The sequence below is a fragment of the Gordonia shandongensis DSM 45094 genome (assembly GCF_000423025.1).
GTDB lineage: Bacteria > Actinomycetota > Actinomycetes > Mycobacteriales > Mycobacteriaceae > Gordonia > Gordonia shandongensis.
Map to the genome: position 1 here is coordinate 104,147 of NZ_AUHE01000003.1, position 24,628 is coordinate 128,774.

23 protein-coding genes are annotated in these 24,628 nt (G+C 69.6%); 13 read left to right on the top strand and 10 right to left on the bottom strand.

All coding sequences use genetic code 11. The features are described from left to right. Position 1: 1 nt before the first annotated feature. Positions 2-2,242, top strand: coding sequence for a transglycosylase domain-containing protein (locus tag G528_RS16525; protein ID WP_051198352.1), 2,241 nt, complete (start codon positions 2-4; stop codon positions 2,240-2,242). A 51-nt stretch (positions 2,243-2,293) separates the two neighbouring features. Next, the gene (locus G528_RS16530; RefSeq protein WP_245569686.1) at positions 2,294-3,868 is read left to right on the top strand and encodes a glycosyltransferase family 87 protein; all 1,575 of its coding nucleotides are present in this window, start codon (positions 2,294-2,296) and stop codon (positions 3,866-3,868) included. Here G528_RS16530 and G528_RS0105715 read toward each other — a convergent pair. Then, positions 3,842-5,863 (bottom strand): GNAT family N-acetyltransferase, encoded by a 2,022-nt coding sequence (locus G528_RS0105715; RefSeq protein ID WP_026918135.1) that lies wholly within the window; start codon positions 5,861-5,863, stop codon positions 3,842-3,844. The genes G528_RS16530 and G528_RS0105715 overlap by 27 nt on opposite strands. A 140-nt stretch (positions 5,864-6,003) precedes the next feature. Here G528_RS0105715 and rpsF point away from each other — a divergent pair, with 140 nt between their 5' ends. The 4 genes from rpsF to rplI all read left to right on the top strand — a co-directional run bounded on the left by rpsF (position 6,004) and on the right by rplI (position 7,734). Then, a complete protein-coding gene (gene rpsF, locus G528_RS0105720; protein WP_026918136.1) occupies positions 6,004-6,285 on the top strand; it encodes a 30S ribosomal protein S6 in 282 nt (93 codons plus the stop codon). Positions 6,286-6,401: 116 nt separating this feature from the next. Next, complete coding sequence (locus G528_RS0105725; protein ID WP_026918137.1) at positions 6,402-6,953, top strand: single-stranded DNA-binding protein; 552 nt, start codon at positions 6,402-6,404, stop codon at positions 6,951-6,953. A 56-nt stretch (positions 6,954-7,009) separates the two neighbouring features. Then, positions 7,010-7,264 (top strand): 30S ribosomal protein S18, encoded by a 255-nt coding sequence (gene rpsR, locus G528_RS0105730; protein ID WP_026918138.1) that lies wholly within the window; start codon positions 7,010-7,012, stop codon positions 7,262-7,264. A gap of 20 nt (positions 7,265-7,284) precedes the next feature. Further along, a complete protein-coding gene (gene rplI / locus G528_RS0105735) occupies positions 7,285-7,734 on the top strand; it encodes a 50S ribosomal protein L9 (RefSeq protein WP_026918139.1) in 450 nt (149 codons plus the stop codon). Positions 7,735-7,836: 102 nt separating this feature from the next. On the opposite strand, the gene G528_RS16535 is transcribed toward rplI, so the two are convergent. After that, a complete protein-coding gene (locus G528_RS16535) occupies positions 7,837-8,424 on the bottom strand; it encodes a hypothetical protein (protein WP_245569687.1) in 588 nt (195 codons plus the stop codon). 457 nt (positions 8,425-8,881) lie between these two features. Here G528_RS16535 and dnaB point away from each other — a divergent pair, with 457 nt between their 5' ends. Next, a complete protein-coding gene (gene dnaB, locus G528_RS0105745; RefSeq protein ID WP_026918140.1) occupies positions 8,882-11,095 on the top strand; it encodes a replicative DNA helicase in 2,214 nt (737 codons plus the stop codon). A 777-nt stretch (positions 11,096-11,872) separates the two neighbouring features. Here the strand turns inward: dnaB and G528_RS18400 are convergent. Both G528_RS18400 and G528_RS0105760 read right to left on the bottom strand, forming a co-directional pair. Then, positions 11,873-12,025: a hypothetical protein gene (locus tag G528_RS18400; RefSeq protein ID WP_156890361.1), complete on the bottom strand. Its 153-nt coding sequence runs from the start codon at positions 12,023-12,025 to the stop codon at positions 11,873-11,875. Positions 12,026-12,053: 28 nt separating this feature from the next. Beyond that, positions 12,054-12,500 (bottom strand): Hsp20/alpha crystallin family protein, encoded by a 447-nt coding sequence (locus G528_RS0105760; protein WP_026918141.1) that lies wholly within the window; start codon positions 12,498-12,500, stop codon positions 12,054-12,056. Positions 12,501-12,763: 263 nt separating this feature from the next. Between G528_RS0105760 and G528_RS16540 the strand changes: the two genes are divergently transcribed. Further along, positions 12,764-14,215, top strand: a complete 1,452-nt coding sequence (locus G528_RS16540) for a hypothetical protein (protein WP_245569688.1) — start codon at positions 12,764-12,766, stop codon at positions 14,213-14,215. Between the two features lie 13 nt (positions 14,216-14,228). Here the strand turns inward: G528_RS16540 and G528_RS0105770 are convergent, their stop codons facing one another. Beyond that, positions 14,229-14,903: a GntR family transcriptional regulator gene (locus G528_RS0105770; RefSeq protein ID WP_026918142.1), complete on the bottom strand. Its 675-nt coding sequence runs from the start codon at positions 14,901-14,903 to the stop codon at positions 14,229-14,231. Between the two features lie 108 nt (positions 14,904-15,011). On the opposite strand from G528_RS0105770, the gene G528_RS0105775 reads away from it, so the two are divergent. After that, a complete protein-coding gene (locus tag G528_RS0105775; protein WP_211220601.1) occupies positions 15,012-16,235 on the top strand; it encodes an acetyl-CoA C-acetyltransferase in 1,224 nt (407 codons plus the stop codon). Here the strand turns inward: G528_RS0105775 and G528_RS0105780 are convergent. The 3 genes from G528_RS0105780 to G528_RS0105790 are packed head-to-tail and all read right to left on the bottom strand — an operon-like array spanning position 16,232 to position 19,090. Further along, positions 16,232-17,119: an HTD2 family dehydratase gene (locus tag G528_RS0105780; RefSeq protein ID WP_026918144.1), complete on the bottom strand. Its 888-nt coding sequence runs from the start codon at positions 17,117-17,119 to the stop codon at positions 16,232-16,234. The genes G528_RS0105775 and G528_RS0105780 overlap by 4 nt on opposite strands. Further along, positions 17,116-17,862 carry a 3-oxoacyl-ACP reductase FabG gene (gene fabG, locus G528_RS0105785; protein ID WP_026918145.1) on the bottom strand — a complete coding sequence of 249 codons (747 nt, stop codon included), beginning with the start codon at positions 17,860-17,862 and terminating at the stop codon, positions 17,116-17,118. Before fabG ends, G528_RS0105780 begins: the two co-directional genes overlap by 4 nt. Positions 17,863-17,890: 28 nt before the next feature. Beyond that, positions 17,891-19,090, bottom strand: a complete 1,200-nt coding sequence (locus tag G528_RS0105790; protein WP_026918146.1) for an acyl-CoA dehydrogenase family protein — start codon at positions 19,088-19,090, stop codon at positions 17,891-17,893. A 72-nt stretch (positions 19,091-19,162) separates the two neighbouring features. On the opposite strand from G528_RS0105790, the gene G528_RS0105795 reads away from it, so the two are divergent. The 3 genes from G528_RS0105795 (at position 19,163) to G528_RS0105805 (ending at position 23,231) form a co-directional block, all read left to right on the top strand. Next, positions 19,163-20,374, top strand: a complete 1,212-nt coding sequence (locus G528_RS0105795; RefSeq protein WP_026918147.1) for a CoA transferase — start codon at positions 19,163-19,165, stop codon at positions 20,372-20,374. Between the two features lie 112 nt (positions 20,375-20,486). Further along, positions 20,487-21,221, top strand: coding sequence for a P-loop NTPase family protein (locus G528_RS16545; RefSeq protein WP_051198354.1), 735 nt, complete (start codon positions 20,487-20,489; stop codon positions 21,219-21,221). Next, positions 21,222-23,231: a YhgE/Pip domain-containing protein gene (locus tag G528_RS0105805; RefSeq protein ID WP_026918148.1), complete on the top strand. Its 2,010-nt coding sequence runs from the start codon at positions 21,222-21,224 to the stop codon at positions 23,229-23,231. A 22-nt stretch (positions 23,232-23,253) separates the two neighbouring features. On the opposite strand, the gene G528_RS0105810 is transcribed toward G528_RS0105805, so the two are convergent. Continuing rightward, entirely contained in the window at positions 23,254-23,601 is a 348-nt protein-coding gene (locus tag G528_RS0105810; protein WP_026918149.1) for a YidH family protein, read from the bottom strand. Beyond that, positions 23,601-24,131 (bottom strand): DUF1697 domain-containing protein, encoded by a 531-nt coding sequence (locus G528_RS0105815; protein ID WP_026918150.1) that lies wholly within the window; start codon positions 24,129-24,131, stop codon positions 23,601-23,603. The genes G528_RS0105810 and G528_RS0105815 overlap by 1 nt, the downstream gene beginning before the upstream one ends. A 32-nt stretch (positions 24,132-24,163) precedes the next feature. On the opposite strand from G528_RS0105815, the gene rnhA reads away from it, so the two are divergent. Further along, a complete protein-coding gene (rnhA, locus tag G528_RS0105820; protein ID WP_026918151.1) occupies positions 24,164-24,625 on the top strand; it encodes a ribonuclease HI in 462 nt (153 codons plus the stop codon). Positions 24,626-24,628: the final 3 nt, after the last annotated feature.

Sequence of the window (24,628 nt, forward strand, 5' to 3'; positions counted from 1 at the left end):
GATGACCAGCGATAAGGACGCCGGGACCGGTGGATCGACGACCGGAAACCAGACGGCGATCCGCGCATCGGCGTGGGGCCTCGGCCTGCTCGCCGGCGCGGTGCCGCTGCTCGCGCTCGGCCTGGTGGTCGCCTTCCTCGTCACCTACCTGACGGCATCGGTGCCCTCACCGGGCGAGATCAAGCAGAACCAGGTCGCGACCATCGTCGACGACAGCGGCAAGGTCATCTCGCGCATCGTCCAGGACGGCGGCAACCGCAGCGACGTCAAATACGAGGACATCCCGACGACGATGGTCGAGGCCGTCAAGGCCGCCGAGGACCGCGACTTCGACTCCAACTCCGGCTTCTCCTCCACCGGATTCATTCGCGCCGTGATGGGCAAGGTGTTCAACCGCGAGGGTGCGGGCGGCGGCTCGACGATCACCCAGCAGTACGTCAAGAACGCCATCGTCGGCGATGAGGTGAGCTACAAGCGCAAGTTCAAGGAACTGGCGATCGCCACCAAGATGTCGCAGAAATGGTCCAAGGAAGACATCATGGCCGCCTACCTCAACACGATCTACTTCGGTCGTGGCGCGTACGGCATCGCGGCGGCCGCCAAGACGTACTTCGACAAGGACATCACCAAGAAGACCAAGAAGAACGAGCTGACGGTCTCGGAGGCCGCGCTGCTGGCCGGCATCATCCGCGGCCCGTCGATCTATGACCCCGCCGTGAATCGGGACCTCGCCGAGAGCCGCTGGAACTACGTGCTCGACGGGATGGTCGACACCAAGGCGATCACCGCCGCCGAGCGCAAGGAACAGCAGTTCCCGGAGCCGGAGAAGGTGAAGGCCGAGAAGGCCGCCACCGATGAGGGACCCAACGGAATCATCAAGGCCCGGGTCCGCGACGAACTGAACCGGCGCGGCATCAGCGACGATCAGATCCGCACCGGCGGCCTCAAGATCACCACGACCATCGACCCGAAGGTGCAGAAGTCGCTCGTGGGCGCCTCGCGCGGGAAGCTCGAGGGCGAACCCGACGACCTGCGCACGGCGTCGGTGGCGATCGACCCGGCGACCGGCGCCGTCCGCGGCTACTACGGCGGCGAGTACGGCACCGGACTCGACTACGCGTCGGCCGCCCTGCAGACCGGTTCGGTGTTCAAGGTGTTCGCGCTGGTCGCGGCCCTCGAACAGGACATTCCGCTGTCGTCGCGGTACTCGTCGTCGCCGTTCGAGGCGACCGGCGGGATCACCGTGGAGAACTCCGACGGCGAATCGTGCGGCACCTGCAACCTCGCGACCGCTCTCAAGATGTCGCTCAACACCGTCTACTACCGCCTGATGATGGACCTCAACGGGAAGGCCGACACGGTCGCGGACACCGCGCACCGCCTCGGCATCGCCGAGAGCTTCCCCGGGCATCCGCACACGCTGCAGGAGAAGAACGGACACACGCAGGGCGGCGTGGTGCTCGGTCAGTACGATTCGCGGGTCATCGACATGGCGTCGGCATACGCGACCCTCGCGGCGTCGGGCGTCTACCGCGAGCCGTACTTCGTCGAGAAGGTCGAGACCTCGACCGGCGACGTCCTGTACGAGCATTCGAAGAACGACGGCAAGCGCGTGGTCCCGGCCGCTGTCGCCGACAACGTGACGGCGGCGATGGAGCCGATCGCCGCGTACTCCAACGGCAACGTCGTCACGGACCCGAACCTCGGGACGCGGCCGTCGGCGGCGAAGACGGGTACCGCGCAGCTCGGCAACAGCGGGCAGAACCGGTACGCGTGGATGGTGGGGTACACCCCGCAGCTGTCGACGGCCACCTGGGTGGGCACCAAGAACGGCGACAAGCCGCTGGTGAACTACGGGGGCGCCATGATCTACGGCAGCGGGCTCCCGGCGCAGATCTGGGCGCAGGCCATGAGCAACGCTCTCGCCGGTGACGAGATCAAGCAGTTCCCGAACCCCGATCCGGTGGGCGGCCAGGCGGGCGTGCCGTACGAGGCGCCGACACCCACGCAGACCGAGGAGCGGAAGCCGACGCGCACCCGCAGTCGGGACCGCGGCGACATCACCTTCGAGGTGCCCGGCCCGTGGGGCGACATCACGATCCCCGGCGGCGGTGGCGGTGACCGCGACGACGGCGGCGGCGAGACCGCCGATCCGGGCGACACGGCGGAGCCGACCACGCAGGGACGTCGCGGACGGAGCCCGGCGGCCGAGTCGACGACGGAGCCCGCCGCGGCCGAGTAGTCGGGGCGCGCCGCCGTGGACCTGACCGGTCGCGTGGACCACACTGGTCGCGTGGATCGAAGTGACGCCGTGGACCGGACGCCGGACGAGCACGGGTACGACTCGCCGGAGCGGCCGGCCGCCGACACCCGTGTCGACTACGACCGCATGCTGCCGTCGTGGTCGAGTCGGCAGATCGCCACGGCGAGCGACACCATCGGCGGGCCCGTCGGTCTGCACGCCGCCGTCGGCCGCAGTCGACTGTGGACCCCGCTGCGGGTGATCTTCCTGCTGGCCCTGGTCGGTCTGTCGCTGAGCTGGTTCGGGAAGGCGGGATGCCTCCAGCAGGCGCCGGTGGCCGACGAGCCGGGGCAGGTGCGGCTCAACTGGGACAATCAGCGGCAGTTCTACGGGCTGTGCTACACCGATCTCGTCCCGGCGTACGGCGAGAACAGACTGTCGCCGGGTGACCTGGCCGACGGCTCGTTCCCGTACCGCACCTACTGGACCGGACCGGACGGTGACGGCAAGCGGTATCTGGCGGCGCCGGCCCTGACGGGCATGCTGATGTACGCCGACGCCCAGGGGGCCCGCGCGTGGGCGTGGTTCGCCGACGCCGCCGGGTTGCCGTCGACGCTCGACGCCGTGAACTTCTTCAACATCAGTGCGGTCGTCCTGGCGCTGTTCTGGCTGCTGGCCGTGTGGGCGACGATGATGACCGATCGTCGGCGGCTGTGGCTCGGTGCGCTCATGGCGCTGTCGCCGCTGGTGTTCTTCCACGCCTTCACCGACGGGTCGGGGGTGCTCGGGATCGCGATGCTCGCCGTGGCGATGCTGCTGTGGACCCGGAGTCGGCCGGGGTGGGCGGGCGTCTTCGTGGGGCTCGGCGCGGCCGCGGCCGTCTATCCGCTCCTCATGCTGCCCGCTGTCGCGATCCTGTGTGTGCGGCGACGACGGCTGGGTGATCTCGCGCAGACGCTGGGCACGACGGTGCTGGCGTGGCTGGCGGTGAACCTGCCGCTCATCGTCCTGTACCCGGCGGGGTGGAGCCACACCTACCGGGTGTGGGCGGACCGCGGTGTGGAACCCGACACGCTGTACCGGCTGATCGCCGAGGCCACCGGGTGGCAGCCGACGTCGACGCTGTTGACCGCCCTGGTCCTGCTGCTGTTGGCGGCCGTGATCGCGACGGTGACGTACATCGGGCTGCGGGCGCAGAACGATCCGACGCTCCCGCAGCTGGTGTTCCTCCTCGTCGCGGGATTCCTGCTGTTCGGCAAACAGTTCACCCCGCAGTCGTCGCTGTGGCTGGTGCCGCTCGCGGTCCTTGCGGTGCCGTATCCGAGGGCCGTCCTGGCGTGGATGACCTTCGACGCTCTCGTGTGGATTCCGCGGATGGGGCTGTTCCTCGACTCCGACCGCAAATGGTTGCCGCCGGAATGGTTCTACGCGTTCAACACGGTCCGCGGTGCCGTCGTCGTCGGACTGTGCGCCGTGGTGATCTGGCGGATGCTGCGTCCTCTCGACAGACAGGGTCCTCGCGACGGGCTGGGTTCTCGGGACGGGATGGGGCCGGAGGGGCAGTACCCGCCGGCGAGCGACGGCCGACGCACGGTCGGATCAGCGGCCGACGCGGCCGGCATCTGACTCGACCGCCGCGGCCACCCGGGCGCGCAGGGCGGCGCGGGCGGCAGGCCACTCGTCGTCGGTCAGCGCGAACTGGGCTGTGGTCCGCCAGCCGTCGCCGAATCGTCGATGTTTAGCCAGTTCGCCCTCGGCGCGGGCCCCGATCCCCTCGATCGCCCGCCGTGAGCGCGCGTTCTGCGCGTGGGTGTGCCACACGATGCGGACCGCACCGCAGTCGGTGAACGCGTACTCGCACGCCAGGAGCTTCGCCTCCGGATTCACCGCGGTCCCCATCGCGTCGGGGGCGTAGAAGGTGTATCCGATCGCCAGCGACCTCGTCGACTCGTCGACGTCGTAGAAACTGGTGGTCCCGACCACGTGGCCGGCGGCGTCGACCACGGCGAACGGGATGCGCTCGGGATCGGCGAGCGCGTCGCGGATCCAGGCGGCCGCCGCGGCCCGCCCGCGCGGCACGCCGCTCGTCCACCGGTAGAGGTCGGGATCGCTCGCCACCGCGCCGAGGGCCTCGGCGTCCGCGAGGGCCAGCGGCCGCAGGGTCACCGCCCGGCCCGCGAGCGTCGGGGTGCCGAGCCACACGCGGGCGGCCGCGGCGTCGGCGGCACGGAGGCGGGTGAGCGGTCCGGGCGGGCCCTGGGCGCCGGCGAGGTATGAGGCCAGCGGCTCGCGCGCCGGGGTGCGAGGCAGCACGAACAGCAGCGCCAGCAGCACGACCGCCTGGATCCACACGCCCGCCGCGACCCCGCTCTCGACCGCCTCGAGCGTGGCGGCGTCGTGGTCGGCCAGAAGGTGGAAGACGGTCAGCGCGACGATGAGATCGCCGACCAGATAGGTCACGATCCACCACCAGCGGACGCGCAGGAGGACGAAGAACGGCAGGATCCACAGCGTGTACTGGGGCGAGTGAACCTTGTGGAACAGCATGAAACCGGCGAGCGCCGCGGCGCTCACGCCCAGCCACGGGAAGGCGCCCGTCCGCCGGTACACCCGCATGCCCAGTGCGCATGCGGCGAGGAACGCCGCGGCGATGAGCACCGGCGACGCGACGCCGACGATGCGGTCGTACTCGGGCGTCTCACCGCCCATCAGCGGCCGGAGACCCCAGTACCAGACGGAGTTGGTCGTCATGTCGGCCATCCGGCGCGTCTGAAAGCTGATCGCCGCGCGCCAGCCGTCGAACCCCGCGATCATGAACGGCAGTTGGGTCGCCGCCACCGTCGCGGCCGCCGCCGCGACCACGATGAGCGCGCCGCGCGGATCGAGTCCCCGCCGCCGGTCGGCGCCCGGCTCGCCACGGGTGAGGGCGTACAGCGCGAGGGGGATCACGAACAGGCCCGGGTAGATCTTCAGGGAGAAGCCGACGCCCAGCGGGACGGCCGCCAGCGCGGTCGTGGTGCGCACCGACCACCGTCGGAGCCCGGTGGCGGGGTCCGCGGAACCGCCGCGCGCCATGACGGCGACCGCCACCACCGACGCGCACACCACCGGGAGCTCCCAGTTGTGCAGCGCGTACAGCAGCAGGGGCGGGGTCGCGACCCACAGGAGCACCCACCAGCGGCTCAACACGGCCAGGATGATCGAGGTGACGAACGCGAACGGCGCCAGCACCAGGAGGCTGTGCCACAGGAACGCGAAGTCGCTGTCCGCGCCGAGCCCGCTGATCCACATGATCAACCCCGACAGGACGGGATACTCGACGGCGCCCCCGAACAGCTGCCCGTCGGGCGCGATACCGCCGTGGATGTACGGGAAGACGTGGTCGGCCAGCCCGCGGCCGTGCCACATCGTCATCAGGTCGGAGTAGCAGGGGACGGCGTCGCGGGGCCCCGCGAACAGCCACTGACGGTAACCGTCGGGATACCCGGGCGGTGTGGTGCACGGCGCCTTGACGGCGAACGCCGCCGACAGGGACGCCGCGGTCGCGAGCATCGCGGTCGTCAGCAGGAGGACCGTCTCGCCCGGGTGGAGTCGGGTGAGACGGCGGCGGACCGATGGCATGGGGACGAGAGTAGTGCAGCCCATTCTTGATTTCGCTGGTCAGTACCCGCTCATGTATCTTTGACAGGTTGCCGACGCAGGCGACCCTCCTGCCGCGGACCGTCCGCGGCCGATCAGCCCATGGGAGGTGATGTGGTCTTATGCGTCATTACGAACTGATGGTCATCCTCGATCCGAGTCTGGACGAGCGCACCGTCGCCCCATCCCTGGATACTCTCCTCAACGTTGTCCGCACGGAAGGCGGCAAGGTGGAGGACGTCGATGTCTGGGGCAAGCGCCGTCTCGCATACGAGATCGCCAAGCACAGCGAGGGCATCTACGCCGTCGTCCAGCTGAACGCGACCCCGGACACCGTGAGCGAGCTCGACCGTCAGCTGAAGCTGAACGAGTCGGTCCTGCGCACCAAGGTCCTGCGCAAGTAGCCGTCCACAGGCCCGCGAAGCCTGCTGCGGATGTCGGCATCGGCACATACTGTGGAAGCGAACCACTCCGGTGCGCGCCGAACCCGCGCTTTCTTCACACGATTTAGGGGAGTCTCATGACTGACACGGTCATCACGGTTGTCGGAAACCTGACCGCCGACCCGGAACTGCGGTTCACCGCATCCGGTGCTCCGGTCGCCAATTTCACGGTGGCCTCCACTCCGCGCACCTTCGATCGTCAGACGAACGAGTGGAAGGACGGCGAAGCGCTGTTCCTCCGCTGCAGCATCTGGCGTGACGCCGCGGAGAACGTGACCGAGTCGCTCACCAAGGGCGCCCGCGTGGTCGTGCAGGGCAAGCTGAAGCAGCGGTCGTACGAAACCCGCGAGGGCGAGCGGCGCACCGTTGTGGAGCTGGACGTCGACGAGATCGGCCCCTCCCTCCGCTACGCCACGGCGAAGGTCACCAAAACCCAGCGCGGCGGTGGCAACTTCGGCGGTGGCGGCGGCTTCGGCGGTAACCAGGGCGGCGGCAACGCCGGCGGCGGTTACGGCCAGCAGCAGGGCGGTCGCCCACAGCAGGGCGGCCAGCCGGCCGACGACCCGTGGGGCAGTGCGCCCGCAGCGGGCGGCGGTTTCGGCGGCGGGGACGACGAACCACCTTTCTGATTCCGGGCGCCGTCCGCTGAGGCGGCCGTTCCGGAGAGCATCAAACGGAGCAACATATGGCAAAGCAAAAGGGCCGCAAGGTCCGCGTGGAGAAGGTCACCAAGGCCAAGGCCTGCACCTTCTGCAAGGACAAGAAGACCGAGATCGACTACAAGGACACCGCGCTGCTGCGTCGTTTCCTGTCCGACCGCGGCAAGATCCGCTCGCGTCGCGTGACGGGCAACTGCGTCCAGCACCAGCGTGACATCGCCGTGGCCGTCAAGAACTCGCGTGAGGTGGCCCTGCTGCCGTTCACGTCGACCGGTCGCTGAGCGGGAAGGGACGCAGAACGATGAAGCTCATCCTCACCGCCGATGTCGAGAACCTGGGTGTCGCCGGCGACACCGTCGAGGTGCGTGACGGTTACGGCCGCAACTACCTGCTGCCCCGTGGGCTGGCGATCGTCGCCACCCGCGGCGCCCAGAAGCAGGTGGAGGGCATCCGCCGCGCTCAGGAGGCTCGCGCTGTCCGCGACCTCGATCACGCCAACGAGATCAAGCAGGCCCTCGAGGGCCTGGATTCGGTCTCGCTGACCGTGAAGACCCACGATTCGGGCCGACTCTTCGGCTCGGTCACCGCGGCCGACGTGGCCGGCGCCATCCGCACCGCCGGTGGCCCCGCCGTCGACAAGCGTGCCGTGGAGCTGCCGAAGGGCCACATCAAGGCCGTCGGCTCCTACCCGGTGGTCGTCAAGCTGCACCCGAAGGTCGAGGCGTCGTTCAGCCTCACCGTCGTCAGCTGACGCAGACGGTTCAACGACGAAGGCCGGTCCCCGCGGGGGACCGGCCTTCGTCGTGTCTGGGGCGGCTGTGGGCGGTGCGGCCGCCCGGTGCCGACTCCGCGGTCAGCGGAGCTGGGGTGACCGGATGTCCTTCGGCAGGTACCGGGGGTGCGGATTGCGGTCGTGGTACCGGTCGCCCTTCGGGTAGGTGAACCGGTGCCATGACCGGCTCACGGTGAAGCTCCGGTTGTTGTTGTGGCAGATGATGACGCCGGCCTTCGGGACTCCGCAGGTGGTGTTGCGGACGGTGATGCGGTGCCCGGGTGTGAGCGCGGGTGCGCGGAAGCGGCTCACGGGTCCGAGCTGGAACGACGAGTCGCGGCGTACCCAGTACGGGCCGGCGTTCTCGCCGCTGAGGGTCACGCCGATCGCATTGGGCGGGGCGGTGGCCGGACGGATGCGGCAGGCTGCCGAGGACGCTCCCGAGCCGATCTGGCAGAGCGTGGAGCCGGCGCGGAAGAAGTGCCTGCCGCCGTTGGCGTAGGAGAGGGAACGGTAGGGCGTCGCGTCGACGGCGGTGAGTGCGCTCAGGTCGGGGACGCCCGACGCCGGTGCTGCTGCGGCGGCGCCCGGGACGAGGGCGGCGGTGACCGCCGCGACGGCGGTCATGATCGTCAGCAGGCCCGTTCGGGTGAGGTGTGAGGCACGCACAATGTCATTTCAGCACGTCGGAGGGCCGAGTGTGGGCGGTTCGAAGAACCCTCCGGTGCGCGCCGCCGGAGACCTGGATTCGGTGCGGTGGACGGTCGATCTCAAGGGGTACTCGAAGCCTCCCTCGGCGTGGCGCAAGGCAACACGCCGGGGTTTGGAAAACTCCTGGCTGTGGATTGGGAAAATGGCATCTGACCAGTGCTGATGTCAGAGCCTGTGAGGTAATTCCCCAGTGTTTCCACATGCCTGTACACACCCGGTCCTGCGTCATCCACCGTTGTCCACACACGGTTCACAGCGTTGTCCACAGGGCTCGTTTGGCGCTGTCGGAGTCTGGACCTAACCTTTCTGCAGGTTCTCGTTTGCCGGGTCGCTACCGGCGCGGAACCCGGACCCGTCGTCGTGGGAGACACGGGGCCGCAGTCAATGCCGTTGACGACATGAGGGGAGTCCAGAGGTGGCAGTCGACGCCGGTCGCGATCTCGCATCCGACCTCCCCCCCGAGCCTCCGACGGAGGAGTTCGGGCGGCAGCCACCCCAGGACGATCAGGCCGAGCAGTCGGTTCTCGGCGGAATGATGCTCTCGAAGGACGCGATCGCCGACGTCCTCGAGCGTCTCAAGCCGGGCGATTTCTACAAGCCCGCACACCAGGCCGTCTACGACGCGGTCCTCGAGCTGTACGGCAAGGGCGAACCCGCCGACGCCGTCACCGTCGGTGCCGAACTCGAACGGAAGGGCGAGTTGCGGCGCGTCGGCGGCGCGCCGTACCTGCACACGCTGATCTCGACCGTGCCGACGGCCGCCAACGCCGGGTATTACGCGGAGATCGTCAGCGAGAAGGCGATCCTCCGGCGTCTGGTGGAGGCCGGCACGCGCATCGTGCAGTACGGCTACGCCGGCGCCGACGGCCAGGACGTGGCCGAGGTGGTCGACCGTGCACAGGCGGAGATCTACGACGTCACCGAACGCCGCACCGCCGAGGACTATGTGGCCCTCGAGGAGCTCCTGCAGCCGACACTCGACGAACTCGACTCGATCGCGTCGCGCGGCGGGCTGTCGCTGGGCGTGCCGACCGGGTTCGCCGACCTGGACGATCTCACCAACGGACTCCATCCCGGACAGATGATCATCGTCGCGGCCCGACCGGGTGTGGGGAAGGCCCTGGCGCTGGACACCCCGCTGCCGACGCCGACCGGGTGGACCACGATGGGCCGCGTCGCCGAGGGCGACCGGCTGTTGGGTCCCGACGGCCGGCCGACGACGGTCGTGGCGGCCACCGAGGTGATGACCCGGCGGCCGTGCTTCCAGGTGGAGTTCGACGACGGCGCCGTGATCGCCGCCGACCAGGAGCACCAGTGGAGCGTGGAGGTCGACGGCTCCGACCGCGTGCTGACCACCGATGAGCTTCAGCTGTACAGCGGCCGCGCCGTGGTGCACAACACCGAACCGATCGACCTGCCGTACCGGTCCCTGGCCTACGGGCCGTACACGGTCGGCGCGCTGGCCGGGATGGCGTACGACGATCCTGAGATCGGCGCGCGCATCGAGGCCGAGGGCCCCGTCGACGTGATGACGTTGATGACCGACCTCGGCGGCCGGATTCCGCCGGAGTATCTGCGCGGTTCGATCTCGCAGCGGCGCGCGCTGCTGGCGGGCATCGTCGACTCGCGGGGCCGGGTGGACGACGACGGATGGATCACCGTCCCGGCCGTCACGAACCACATGTCGTCGGTGGTCGGCGATCTGGCTGCGGGCCTCGGCTACACGTTCCGCCGCGCCAGCAGCGGCTGGGTGCGGCTCAACGCGCCGGACGACGTGTTCACCGTCTTCGACAAGGCGCAACGGCACAAGGAGCTGCGGGGCAACGTTCGGGCGCGCCGCGTCGTGTCGGTGCGGTCGGTGCCGAGTGTGCCGGTGCGGTGCGTCCAGGTCGACAACGGCAGCCACCTGTACCTGGCGGGTGAGGCGATGGTGCCGACGCACAATTCGACGCTCGCGCTCGACTTCCTGCGGTCGTGCAGCATCCACAACGGGCAGACCGGTGCGATGTTCTCGCTGGAGATGAGCAAGACCGAGATCGTCATGCGGCTGTTGTCGGCGGAGGCGAAGGTGAAGCTCGGGGACATGCGGTCGGGCAAGATGAACGACGACGACTGGAGCCGTCTCGCTCGACGCATGGGTGAGATCACCGAGGCGCCGCTGTTCATCGACGATTCGCCGAACCTGACGATGATGGAGATCCGCGCCAAGGCGCGTCGCCTCAAACAGCGGCACGATCTCAAGCTCGTGGTCATCGACTACATGCAGTTGATGACCTCGGGCAAGAAGGTCGAGTCGCGGCAGCAGGAGGTCTCGGAGTTCTCGCGCTCCATCAAGCTGTTGGCCAAGGAACTCGAAGTGCCGGTCGTCGCGATCAGCCAGCTGAACCGAGGACCCGAGCAGCGGACGGACAAACGCCCGCAGGTGTCGGACCTGCGTGAGTCGGGCAGCCTCGAGCAGGACGCCGACATGGTGATCCTGCTGCACCGCCCCGACGCGACCGAACGCGACGATCCCCGCGCCGGCGAGGCCGACATCATCGTCGGCAAACACCGCAACGGTCCGACCGCGACGATCACCGTCGCCCACCAGCTGCACCTGTCGAAGTTCGTCGACATGGCGCGGGGCTGAGCGGAGCTGGAGCCGATATGGATGGTGGCCTGACTGCATAGGTCCGCGTAATGACAACGGCGGATGCAAATGGAACCACATCCACTGGGATATGTCTCATGACCTGATCGTCCGTGGGCAAAGAATGGCCACTACCAGCTCAGAATATGGGTTCGCACTCTGGTGTGGCGCGGTGCTTTCGGCAGTGGCTGCCGAGACGGCCGTGGGATCGTTGTTTGCCGGAGCTGCAGGTGCAGCTGCCTGCACAATTTCGTACGCTTGCATTCGCAACGAGCCCAAAACCCTCGATGAGGATGAACATCATCAGATCGAAGTAATGCCCGGATCCCTTGATATCCAAGTGCATCGGACCGGGGACTAGAATCATGTCGCGATCGAAAGTTCTCAGAATCGTATTCGCAGTACTACTGATCTCTGCGATGGCAACGTTCATTTACTTCAAACAGCGCGGCGCTCAGGATCCGAGCTTGTTGGTCATCGTCATCCTTGCGATCAGCATCATCCCATTCGGGAGGATCGTCTGGAGAAGAATGTCTACCGACAGGGGCCGTTAGCCCTCAATGCCGTTCAGTCAAGTGACAAGCATTCAGTTTAGTTGCATGCCACGTGCGGGATGGGTGAAGCCCGAGTCGGATCGTCGTCTGTCTGATCTGGTGTCGGTGGGTGTGCTGACGGGGGTGTTTCCGCCGGATCTGGTTGACGAGGTCCGTCGACGCACTGCGGCCCCGTCGAAGGCGACGGGGCCGCAGTGGGGTTGTCGGATCGGGGTCGGACCGATCAGCTCGCGAGGTCCAATCCCGGGAGCGACGGCAGGTCGGGCTCGTCGCGCTCGGTGAACGGGTAGTCGTCGAACTCATCGTCCGGGACGGACGCGGTCTGGTCGAGCCAGTCGGCGTCGTCGCAGCGCGGAATGGTGTCCATCGTCATCATGCGTTGCTCCTTCCCTCGGCGACGGGAGTCAGTCCGAACCGCGGGCGGCGATGGCCTGCGGACGGTCGGCGTGTTCGACCGTGATCTTGCGGGGTCTGGCCTCGGCGGCCAGCGGGATGATCACGGTGAGGACCCCGTTGTCGTAGTGCGCGGTGATGCCCGACGGGTCGATGCCGTCGCCGAGCGTCAACTGCCGACGGTAGGTCCCGGAGAACCGTTCGCTCGTCAGCCACTGGACGCCCTCGTCGGACGGTGCGCTCCGCTGCGCGGACAGAGTCAGGACACCACTGTCGACGTCCACGTCGATCGACCCGGGATCGGCGCCCGGGAGATCGGCGACCAGCATGTAGCGGTCGTCCACCTTGTAGAGATCCAACGGCATGAACTTCGGCGTTCGCTGGGTGCCGGCGAGAGAACCGGTCATCAACCCCCGAGCAAGGGCGTCGACGTCGCTGAACGGATCGAATCGAAGCACAGCAACTCACCTCCTGAAGACAGGCTGCCCGCCACCCGTCGGCCGAGCAGCACATGCTGTACACCACTGAGAATACCCGCGACCGACACCGATTTCTAGCACTCGCATGCACCGAGTGCTAGCGACGTCCGGGGTGGGCGGATCGTCAAATTCGTGCCGATCGCGTAGTCCGATGAGCGGACACTCCGAACATGGTGTTAGCTGATGCGCGACGGAAGCGACGTGTCCGAGATCGCTGGTCGGGGAACAAAGGCGCAGAGAACATGGCAATCAGTGTGCGTTCGTGGCGGTCGCGTGCCGCACGTGCGGTGGCGGTGACCCTCGTGGGTGCCGTGGTGATCGGCAGCGTGTCGCAGAGCGTGAGCGCGGCACCGGGCGAGCAGCGCGCGACGCTGCAGTCCGAGTCGACCACGCAGAACGTCGCGGACGGCCCCGGCCGCCAGGCGGCGACGAAGCAGGCGGCCGAGCGCACACCCCCGACGACGGTGACCGCCGACGGCGCGACCTGCGTGGGCGCCGAGGAGGCGACCCTCGACAAGGTCTTCGTCGCGGTCTTCGACTCCTTCATGCCGTCGATCCCCGCAGAACACCGCGGTGCGGCGCGGGCGGCGAAGCGCCAGGTGCTCGCGGACATGCACCGCATGACCATCTCCACGACGGCCGTCTCGATGCACCCCACCCAGCTCGGGGCCTCCGACGACGCGCCGATGAACACCTACCGCGACCCGCTGTCGCAGTGGATCGTCACCCAGCTGATGAACGTCCGCGAAGGACGTGCCGCGCAGCCGATCCGCGTGGAGAACCTGACCCTCTCGCAGGCCGTCGAGACGGCGTGGCTGTACTTCTACCTCACCGCGATCATCCCGCTGACCTTCGTCAAAGACACGATGCCGGGCCTCGTGTCCGTGGGGCCGGTGGCACTGGGAACCCTCATCACCCTGCCGATCACGATCGGCGCAGCCGGACTGAAGCTGATGTACCGCCAGATCAGCGACGCGATCATCGGCGGCTGCCTCGTCACGATGACACCGCAGGAACGGGCGCGCGCCGGCAAACCCGAACCCGGGAACTTCTCCTCCCAGGTCCCCGCGATCATCGAGGACATCGCCGGCCAGGTGATGATCGCCGAACCCGGCACCTGCCCGGCGATCGGCGACCTCCCGCTCAAACGGATCGTCGCCCGCACCTCGGCCTACCTGCAGGCCATCGCGCCGAACGCGCGCGCCGCACGGCAGATCGCCGCGAAACAGAAGGAGTTGGACGCCTTCATGCGGCAGGTCCGCGTCCCGGAGAACCTGATCCCCGCCGACCCGGCCGACTTCACCACCATCGAGACCCTCCTCTCGTACGGGCTCGGAGCGATCCCGTACGTCGGCGGTGCGATCACCGAGATCGCGATCGGCATCGGCCACACGATCGGTGAAGGCAAGGACCTCGGGAAGACGGTCCGCCTCGCGGACCTCACGGTCACCAAGACGATGACGGCGGCCTACTACGCCTACGCGCTCACCACGCACTTCATCTCCGTCGCCAACGACTTCGCCGCCGACGCCCTGGCGCCGATGACCGGCGGCATCGACCTCCTGCCGCGCGCCGACGGACTGATCAACGCCCCCAACACCTACGGTCTGGTGGTGTACCACAACGTCCTGCGGTCACTGTGCCTCGCCGAGGATCAGCAGACCGGGAAGGCGCCGGCGACGACCCGCTGGTGATCGGCGCCGAGCGTCAGCGGTCGTCGCCCCACAGCCCCCGCCCCTCGAGCATCTCGACGACGTAGTCGGCGCTGCCGAGGGTGTGGCGTTCGGTGACGGCGCGGGCGCGTTCGGCGTCGTGCGCGGCCAACGCCGCATACAGGTCGCGATGGTCGGCGGGCACGGTGCGGATGTGCGCTTCGATGGAGCCGTAGAACGAGTTCGGCAGATGCTTGACGATCGACGCCAGCATCCTGGCCAGTCGATCGGACCGGGCGACGAGGTTGACATGCCGGTGCAGGCGGTGACCGTACTCGCCGATCGCGACGGGATCGCCCGAGGCGATCGCCGCGTCGGACATCGTCATGAGACCCGAGAACTCGTCGAGCTCGTCGACGGTGATCCGGTCCGCGGCCCGCGCGGCGAGTTCGCCGGCGAGCCGCGACTGCGCCCAGAACAGATCGCGGACATCACGGCGGGTGAACTCGGCGACCACGAAACCGCGTCGCGGGACGGCCGTGACGAATCCCTCGTTGGTGAGCCGGACGAGCCCCTCGCGGACCGGGGTGATCGACACCCCGACGGCGTCGGCGATCGGCTCCATCCGCAGGAACTCCCCGGGACGGATCGCACCGGACATGATCTGTTCGCGGACGTGCGCGGCGACCATGTCGGGCAGCGGCCGGTGCCGCGGGCCCTCCGGTGGCATCGCTGCGTTCACGTGGTCGAACTCCTCGCCGTGCGTCGACGGAACTCGGCGGCCGACGCTTTCCATATTATATAAAATCAGTGGTCCCACGAGGGGAAGGAACCCGCGATGACTGCCCCGACTCTGCGCCGCGCCGCGATCGTCGCCCCGCTGCGCACCCCGGTAGGAGCCTTCGGCGGCACGCTCCGCGACGTGCCGGTGGAAGACCTCGGCGCCGCCGCCGTCCGCGCCGTCGTGCAGCGCTCGGGCATCGACCCCGCGCGCATCGACGACGTCGTCTTCGCCCAGTCGTACGCCAACTCCGAGGTGCCGTGCGTCGGCCGCTGGCTCGCACTGCACGCCGGTCTGCCCGTGGAGGTGCCCGGCATGGCGCTCGACCGCCGGTGCGGCGGCGGCCTGCAGGCCCTGGCCACCGCGGCGATGATGGTCCAGACCGGCGCCGCCGACGCGGTCCTCGCCGGCGGCGTGGAGTCCATGAGCCGCATCGAGTACTACACGACCGCGCAGCGATGGGGCTCGCGGGCGGGCAACGCCGTCCTGTACGACCGTCTCGACCGCGGCCGGGAACGCTCCCAGCCCGAAGGCCGGTTCGGCGTGATCTCCGGAATGATCGAGACCGCCGAGAACCTCGCCGCCGACCACGGGATCTCCCGCGCCGCCGCGGACGCCTACGCCGCCCGCAGTCACCGGCGCGCGCACGCCGCATGGGAGGACGGACGCTTCGACGACGAGGTGATCCCGATCGACGTCCCGCAGCGCCGCGGCGAGGCGATCCCGTTCGTCCGCGACGAGGGCATCAGACCCGACTCGACGCCCGAGACGCTCGCACGCCTGCGCACGGTGGTCCCCGGCGGAACGGTCACCGCCGGGAACGCCAGTCAGCAGAACGACGCGGCCGCGGCCTGCCTGATCGTCGCCGAGGACCGTCTCGACGCCCTCGGCGTGGAGCCCATCGGATTCCTCACCGGGTGGGCGGCCGCCGGGTGCGAGCCCTCGCGCATGGGATTCGGTCCCGTGCCCGCGGTGGCCCGACTCGCCGACCGCGCCGGGGTCGGCACCGCCGAACTGCTCGACGCCCAGGACCTGGTGGAACTGAACGAGGCGTTCGCCTGTCAGGTGCTCGCCGTACTCGAGGGCTGGGGATGGCGGGATCACGAACGGCTGAACGTCAGCGGGTCGGGGATCTCGCTGGGGCACCCGATCGGGGCGACCGGTGTGCGGATGGTGACGACGCTGCTGCACGAACTGCGTCGCCGCGGCGGCGGCCGGGGACTGGCCACCATGTGCATCGGCGGAGGCCAGGGGATGGCGGCGACGTTCGAGACCGCCTAACCTCGCGGCGCCCGGGACTCCGCAGACCCGGAGAGCACCGCGTCCAGGACCGTCCGGGGCGCGCCGTCGGGGCCGAGGACGCGGGCGGCGATCCCCGCCGGTCGCGTCTCGACCGTCACCGACGCCGATTCCCCGCAGAACAGGGGCGCCACGGTGCGGTGGGTCACCGAGGCGAGGGCGACGTCGCCGCGGAGCCGCAGCGCCTCGATCAGCGAGAGCGTCATGAGCGGCCCGTGCACGACGAGTCCGGGGTAACCCTCCACCCGTGTCGCATACGGCCAGTCGTAGTGGATGCGGTGCGTGTTGGCGGTCGCCGCGGAGAAGCGCATCAGCAGGGCGGGGTCGGTCCGCAGGGCCCAGCGGTCGGGTCCGTCGGCCCGCAGGGGCGCCCCGACCGGCGCGGGCGCCGGATCGACGTCCGCCGCGGCGCCCGGCGGCGCCGCCTCCCGGTAGACGAGGTTCTGCGTCTCGCGCACCGCGGGCGCGCCGTCGCCGCCGTACAGGGTGGTCGCGACGACCACGATGACGAGCCGGCCGCTGCGTCCCCGCTTCTCGGTGACCGACTCGACCACCGACTCGCGGCGGACGGTGTCCCCGACGCGGACGACACCGGGGTATTCGACGCGGCCGCCGGCGAACATGCGGCGGGGCAGGTCGACGGGCGGCAGGAAGGAGCCCCGTCGCGGATGTCCGTCGGCGCCGAGCTCCCGCGACGGCGACCAGCGCGGCAGGGCCACCCAGTGCCACAGCGGCGGCAGCGGATCGCCGGGCCGCGGCGTCGGCAGATCGTCGTCGAACATTGCGGCGAGGGCGGCGACCGGCGCGGGGTCGACGAGCTCGTCGCTGGTGACGGTGCGCGGCCGCCACGCGGCGTCGGGACTCACATCAACCGTCCGCCGGTCACCTCCATGACGGTGCCCGTCATGTACGACGACAGTTCGGAGGCCAGGAACAGCGCCACCGATGCGATCTCGCCCGGTTCGCCCGCGCGGCCCATCGGGATCTCCGACATCTTCTGATCCCAGATCCGTTCGGGCATGGCCTCGGTCATCGCGGTGCGGATGAGTCCGGGCTGGATGCAGTTGATCCGGACGCCGGCGTGCGCGACCTCCTTGGCCGCGGCCTTCGAGAGGCCGACGATGCCGGCCTTGGCCGCCGAATAGTTGGTCTGACCGACGAAGCCGACCTTTCCGGAGATCGACGACATGTTGACGATGGTGCCGCCGCCGTTCTCCCGCATGATGGTCGCCGCCGCACGCGTGCCGAGCCACGTGCCCTTGAGGTGGACGTCGAGGACCTCGTCGAACTGTTCCTCGGTCATCTTGCGCATGGTCGCGTCGCGGGTGATGCCGGCGTTGTTGACCATCACGTCCAGCGATCCGAACGAGTCGATCGCGGTGCGCAGCAGGGTGTCGACGTCGGCGGCGGAGGTGACGTCGACCGGTACGCCCATCGCCACGTGGGGACCGCCGAGCTGATCGGCGGCGCGGGCCACGGGGTCGGGGTCGATGTCGCCGAGGACCACGCGGGCGCCCTCGCCGACGAAACGCTGGGCGATGGCGAAGCCGATCCCCTGCGCGCCGCCGGTGACGACGGCGGTCTTCGCGTCGAGAAGCGGTCCGGTCATGGTGGGTCTCCTTCGTGAGGCGGTCCGGTCAGTGCGATCCGGCCGGTGCGGACTGGGGGCCGGCCGCGTCCCTTTCGGCCTGCTTCACCAGGCCGCCGCCGATGATGAGGCGTTGGATCTCGCTGGTTCCTTCGTACAGCCGCAGCAGACGGACGTCGCGGTAGATGCGTTCCACCGGCATGTCGCGCATGTAGCCCGAGCCGCCGTGGAGCTGGACGGCGCGGTCGGCGACGTCGCCGACCATCTCCGTGCAGAAGAGTTTCGCGACCGACGGCGCGATCCGCCGGTCCTCGCCGGAGACCCATTTGTCGGCGGCGTCCCGCACGAGCGCGCGGCCGGCCATGACTCCGGCCTGCATGTCGGCGAGGTGAGCCTGGACCAGCTGGAAGTCGCCGATCCGGACACCGCCCTGGGTGGTCACCGCGACGTGGCGCAGCGACTCGTCGAGTGCGCGTTGGGCGGCGCCGACCGCGAGCCCCGAGATGTGGACGCGGCCGCGGGCCAGCGACGTCATCGCCGCCCGATAGCCGACGTCCTCGCTGCCGCCGACCAGCGCGGTGTCCGGGAGGCGGACGCCGTCGAAGGAGACGTCGGCGGTCGCCGAGCCCTCCTGGCCCATCTTGCGGTCGGGTGCGGCGACCCGCACACCGGGTGCGTCGGCGGGGATGAGGAAGACGGCGATGCCGGGGCCGGCGGAGTCGGCGGGGCGGGTGCGGGCGAAGGTGACGAACAGGTCGGCGGCGGGGGCGTTGGTGATGAAGCATTTGGCGCCGTCGACGACCCAGCCGCCGTCGTCGCCGCGGACGGCGCGGGTGCGCAGTCCGGCCGGGTTGGAACCGGCTCCCGGCTCGGTGAGTGCGAAGGAGGCGACCACGTCGCCGGACGCGATCCGCGCGAGCCACGTCGACTTCTGCTCGTCGGTGCCGAATCCGACGAGGACCTGGCCGGCGATCCCGTTGTTGGTGCCGAACTGCGATCGCAGGGCCAGCGACGTGTAGCCGAACTCCTCGGCCAGCTGGACGTCCTGGCGGAGGTCGAGTCCGAGGCCGCCCCATTCCTGGCCGATGGCGAAACCGTAGAGCCCGATGTCCTTGGCGGCGGCGATGAGGTCGGCGGGGACGGCGTCGGCGTCGGCGATCTCCTTCTCGCGGGGCATCACGCGGGTGCGGACGAAGTCGCGGACGGCGTCGCGGATCGCGGTGAAGTCGTCGGGGCTGACCTGTGACATCGGATCTCCTCGCATCCCGGCGGCATCGACATCTCGTATAATATATTAATTGCTCGACCCCACGGAGGAAGCATGCCGCAGGCCGACCGGTCGTCCCGTCCGCTCGCGGGGGTTCGCGTCATCGAGTTCGCCAGCTTCGTCGCAGGCCCCAGCGCCGGCCTGGCGCTGGGGCACCTGGGCGCGGACGTGATCCGCGTCGACCCGATCGGCGGCAACGCGGACGTCGACCGCTGGCCCCTCTCGACCCGGACGGGCGCCAGCCTCTATTGGAATTCGTTGAACCGCCAGAAGCGCTCGGTGACCCTCGACCTGCGCGGCGACGAGGGCCGCGACCTGCTGCTCCGCCTCGCCACGGCGCCGGGCGCGGATGCGGGCATCGTTGTCGACAACGCGGTGGGCCGCGCCTGGTACTCGTACGACGCCCTCGCCGCACGCCGCCCCGACGTGATCGCGGTGCGGGTGCAGGGCCGCGCCGACGGCGGCGCCGCCGTCGACTACACGGTGAACTCCGACGTCGGTGTGGCGGCGATGACCGGACCCGCGGCGTCGGAGACGCCGGTGAACCACGTCCTGCCCGCGTGGGACCTCCTGTGCGGCCAGCAGGTGGTCACGGCGGTGCTGGCGGCGCTGCGGCGCCGCGACCGCACGGGAGCGGGCGCCCACGTCGAGATCGCGTTGCGCGATGTGGCGCTCGCGGCGGTCGCCGACCTCGGGTGGTACAGCGAAGCACGCGAGCGGGGCGACCGAGATCGGCACGGCAACGATCTCTACGGCGCCTTCGGCACCGACTTCGTCTGTGCCGACGGCGAGCGGGTCATGGTGGTCGTGCTGACCCCGCGGCAGTGGTCCGCACTGGTGGACGTCACCGGGACCGCCGACGTCTTCGCCGCCCTGTCCGCACCCCTCGGTGCGGACTTCGCGACCGATGCCGACCGCTACCGGCATCGCGCGGTCATCGAGGCCGTGTTGGCTCCGTGGTTCGCGCAGCGCCGCGGTCGGACGGTCCACGCCGACCTCACCGGTGCGGGCGTCCTGTGGGGGCCGTACCGGACGCCCGCGCAAGTCGCGGATGCGGCCGCCGGGGAGCCCGTTCTCGATCTGCTCGATCAGCCCGGCGTCGGGAGCGTGATCTCGGCGAGTTCGCCGGCGCGGTACGAGTCGGGGTACTCGGGGACGGGCGCCGCGGCGCGGCTCGGCGAGCACACCGACGCGGTGCTGCGCGAGGTGCTCGATCTCGACGACGGCGAGCTCGCACGGCTGCGGCGGACCGGTGTCATCGCCTGACGTCTCCGGCGATTGTGACCCGCGACACCCACCCATCTGATAACGTGTGTTTGCACACTCTGTGCCCGCCGAACCCGGGAAGATCGACGGAACCCGACTAGGCTCCCAGGCCATGAGTACTCTCCCCGACACGGCCGCGTCCATGGCCGTCGTCGCGCGCGGAATCACCAAGACCGGACCGTGGGGGCCCGTGTACGGCCCCCTCGACCTCGACATCCCCGCGGGTGGGCTCACCATCCTGCGTGCCGAGGCCGGCCCCGGACGAACCGCGCTGCAGATGACCCTCGCCGGACGCATGAAACCCGCCTCCGGCACCCTCGACGTCTTCGGCCGCACCACGGCGAAGTCGATCTTCCGGAACGCCTCGCTGGCGGCCATCGCCGCCCTCGACGACGTGTACGCATCGGTGCGGGTCGTCGACCTGCTCACCGAACAGCTCCGCTGGGACGCCCCGTGGTACCGCCTGATCGGCAAGGCCGGCCGGGACGATCTCGAACGCATCTGCCGCCCGGTCTTCGGCGACCTGCCGCTGCCCGCGCTCGACGCGTACATCGAGGAGATCTCCGAACTCGACGATCTGCTCCTGCGCGTGGCACTCGCCAACACCCGGCTGCGACCGCTGCTGGTCGTCGGCAACATCGACCAGGTCACCAGCGACGCCAACCACGGCGTCCTCGTGCGCCGACTGGCCGAACTCGGCAACCGCCAGACGGTCGTCACCACCACCGTGAATCCCGTCGACCCCGGACTGGGGCAGCGGGCCGTCATCGAGGTGCCGTCCATGCTCGACGGTGACGGCGCGGCGGCGCCGACCGTCGAGACCGCACGAATCGAGGGGGAACAGTAGATGCTCGCCGGAATGTCGCTCGGCACCGAGCTGAAGCGTTACTCGAAGGGCGCGATGCCGCGCATCGCGATGGTCACCATCATCCTGATGCCGCTGCTCTACGGCGCCATGTACCTGTGGGTGTTCTGGAACCCGTTCGACGAGGTCAACAAGGTTCCCGTCGCGCTGGTCAACGAAGACCAGGGGACCCGGGTCGGCGATGAGACCCTCGACGCGGGCAGGCAGGTGACCGACGAACTGCTCTCCTCGGGCGAACTCGACCTGCGGCCCACCGACGCCTCCGGCGCCGCGAAGGGACTCGCCGACGGCGACTACTACTTCACCATCACCATTCCGAAGAACTTCAGCTCGGCGATCGCCTCGCCGCTGACCGACGATCCGCACAAGGCGCGGATCGAATTCCAGTTCAACGACGCGAACAACTACCTCGCGGGCATCATCGGACAGAACGCCGCCGCGCAGGTGTCGCAGGCGCTGAACGACAAGATCGGACAGCAGGCCGTCGACAAGGTCCTGGTGGGCCTCACCAGTGCCGGCGAGGGACTCAAGACGGCCGCCGACGGCTCAGCGCAGTTGGCCGACGGGCTCGGCACCGCCGACGACGGCGCGCAGCAGCTCGCCGACGGCTCGCAGGAGCTCGCCCGCAACATGGTGACCGCACGGGACGGCTCGGCCGAGCTCGCGTCGGGGACCGAACAGCTCGCCGACGGCATCACGTCGGCCACCGTCCCGCTCTCGAAGTTCCTGTCGCAGGTGCAGACCTCGGGCGTCAAACCGTCGGAGTTCGCCGACGACGCGGCCCGGCTCTCCTCTGACCTCTCCGACGTGCTGCGCGTGATCAGCGCCGCGGGCGCCGGACAGTCGCAGGCCGAGAAGGCCGTCACCCAGACCGTCGCCACCCTGCAACGCAGCGCCGACCCCAATGCGCGCGCGGCCGCCCGCGCCCTGGCGCCGGTCCAACAGTTCCTGCGGACCGAGGGGATCGACCCGCAGACCGCCGACCGCGTCGAACGCCTCGGCCGACAGTCGCGCTCCCTGTCGGCGCAACTCGGCGACGAGGGCTCCGACCTGCGGGGAATGCTGTCGATGCTCGAGAGCGGCGGCCTGGCCGCCAAGGTCGACCAGCTGCAGTCCGGCGCCGACCAGCTCCGCACCGGCGCGTCGTCACTGCACGAGGGCCTCGTCGCGCTCACCGACGGCGCCGATCAGCTCGCCGACGGCGCGGGCCGGTTGGCCGAGGGCACCCCGCAGTTGAAGGCGGGTGCCGACGAGTTGGCCGACGGACTCGGCGACGGCGTCAAGCAGATCCCGTCGTTCGGCAGCGACGATCAGCGGCAGACGACGGCGGCGAACCTGTCGCAGCCGGTGGAACTCAACTCGGTGACGCACAATCAGGCGCCGACCTTCGGTGCCGGGTTCGCCCCGTTCTTCCTGCCGTTGGCGCTGTTCATCGGCACCATCATCATCTGGATGCTGCTCAAGCCGATCCAGTCGCGACCGGTCCTCGCGGGGCTCGGCGGTCTGCGGACAGTCCTGGCCTCGTACTGGCCGGCGATCCTGATCGCCGCGGCGCAGGTGGTCGTGATGTTCCTCGTCGCGCACTTCGCGGTCGGGCTCGACGCGGCCCACCCGATCGGGATGATCGCCTTCATGCTGTTGATATCCGGGGCGTTCCTCGCCTTGATCCAGATGTTCAACGCGGTGCTGGGGGTCGCCGTCGGCCGCGTCGTCTCCCTGGCCTTCCTGATGATCCAGATCGTGGCGTCGGGCGGCATCTATCCGGTGGAGACGACGGCGACACCCGCGCAATGGTTCCACCCCTACGACCCGATGAGCTATGCGGTGACGGGCCTGCGCCAGCTCATCAGCGGCGGCGTCGACTCACGCCTCTGGGTGGCGGTGGCCGTCCTGGTCGGCGTGGCCGCCGTCAGCATGGCGATCAGCTCGTGGGCCGCCAGACGCAACCGCCAGTACACGATGGAGCAGCTCTTCCCACCCATCGAAGTGTGACGCGCGCTCGCGGTCGCGGTGGTCACACCACCACCGCGAACGCGAGCGCCAGGACGATGAGGGCGATGATGATCGCCCAGACCGGACCGGTGCCGGGCATCTCGCCGCCGCGCGCCAACGTCTGCGTGACGCGCCGCCACCGCCACGCCCCGGTGAGCGCGCACAGCGCGCCGAGGACCACCAGCGCCACACCGAGCGCGATGCGGATCCCGCCCTCGGCGAAGTCGTTCATCACATGCAGGACCGCCACACCCGCGGCGATCAGGCCCAGCGCCGTGCGCAGCCACGCGAGCATCGTCCGTTCGGCGGCCAGGGTGAAGCGGGCGTCGACGCGGCCCGGCGGGCCGTCGGGGTCGGAGTTCTCGCTCATCACTCGCCTCCCGCCCGGTCGATGAGGGTCGCCACCGTGCGGAGGTTGCGGGACGTTCCGGTGACGCCGAGTCCCCGGCTGATGCGTGCCGGGGTCACCCGGGTGGGAGCGGCCCCGTCCGGGTAGTCGATGTGCAGGTCGCGACCGATGACCCGCAGCCGCTCGCCGCCACCGAAGTCGGTGGCGCAGAACTCCTCGGCGGCGTCCGGATCCGGTTCGCCGGTCAGAAAACAGATGTGACCGTGCGGGGCCTCGCCGAACGGGTACGCGGCCAGCGCGTCACGCAGCTCGGCCGGTGTGCGGCTCACGGCCTCCCGGAAGAAGCCGAACTCGTCGGCGATGGCGCGCTCGAGCGAGCGGTCGAACCGGTCCGGGTCGCCGGGCGGCGTGCACAGCAGATTGCCCGACGCGATGTACGTGGAGACGTCGGTGGCCCCCAACTCGTCGGCGATGGCGCGCAGCCGTGCCATCGGCAGCTTCGCTCCGCCGACGTTGACCGCGCGAATCATCACGATGCGGTCGGCAGCCATGGGGATCTCCTCACCCGGTAGCGTTGTGCGTCATGAGCGACGCCGGAACCACCTCGAAGGTAGTGGAGATCTCGACCGACGGCGCGTGTCTGGGCAACCCCGGGCCCGGCGGGTGGGGCGCGGTGCTGCGATACGGCGACGTGGAACGGGAGATCTCCGGCGCGGAACCGGACACCACGAACAACCGCATGGAGCTGATGGCGGCGATCGAGGCGCTGCGCGCCCTCACCCGGCCGTCGACGGTGATCCTCTACACCGACTCGAGTTACGTCCGCAACGGCATCACCGGCTGGGTCGCCGGGTGGCAGCGCAACGGGTGGAAGACGTCGAGCAGGCAGCCGGTCAAGAACGCCGACCTGTGGCAGGAGCTCATCGAGGCCGAGAAGCTCCACCGCGTCGAATGGCGCTGGGTCAAGGGGCACGCCGGCGACAAGTACAACGAGATCGCCGACACCCTTGCGACGGGAGCGGCCCGCGCCCTGCGGGACGGCTGACCG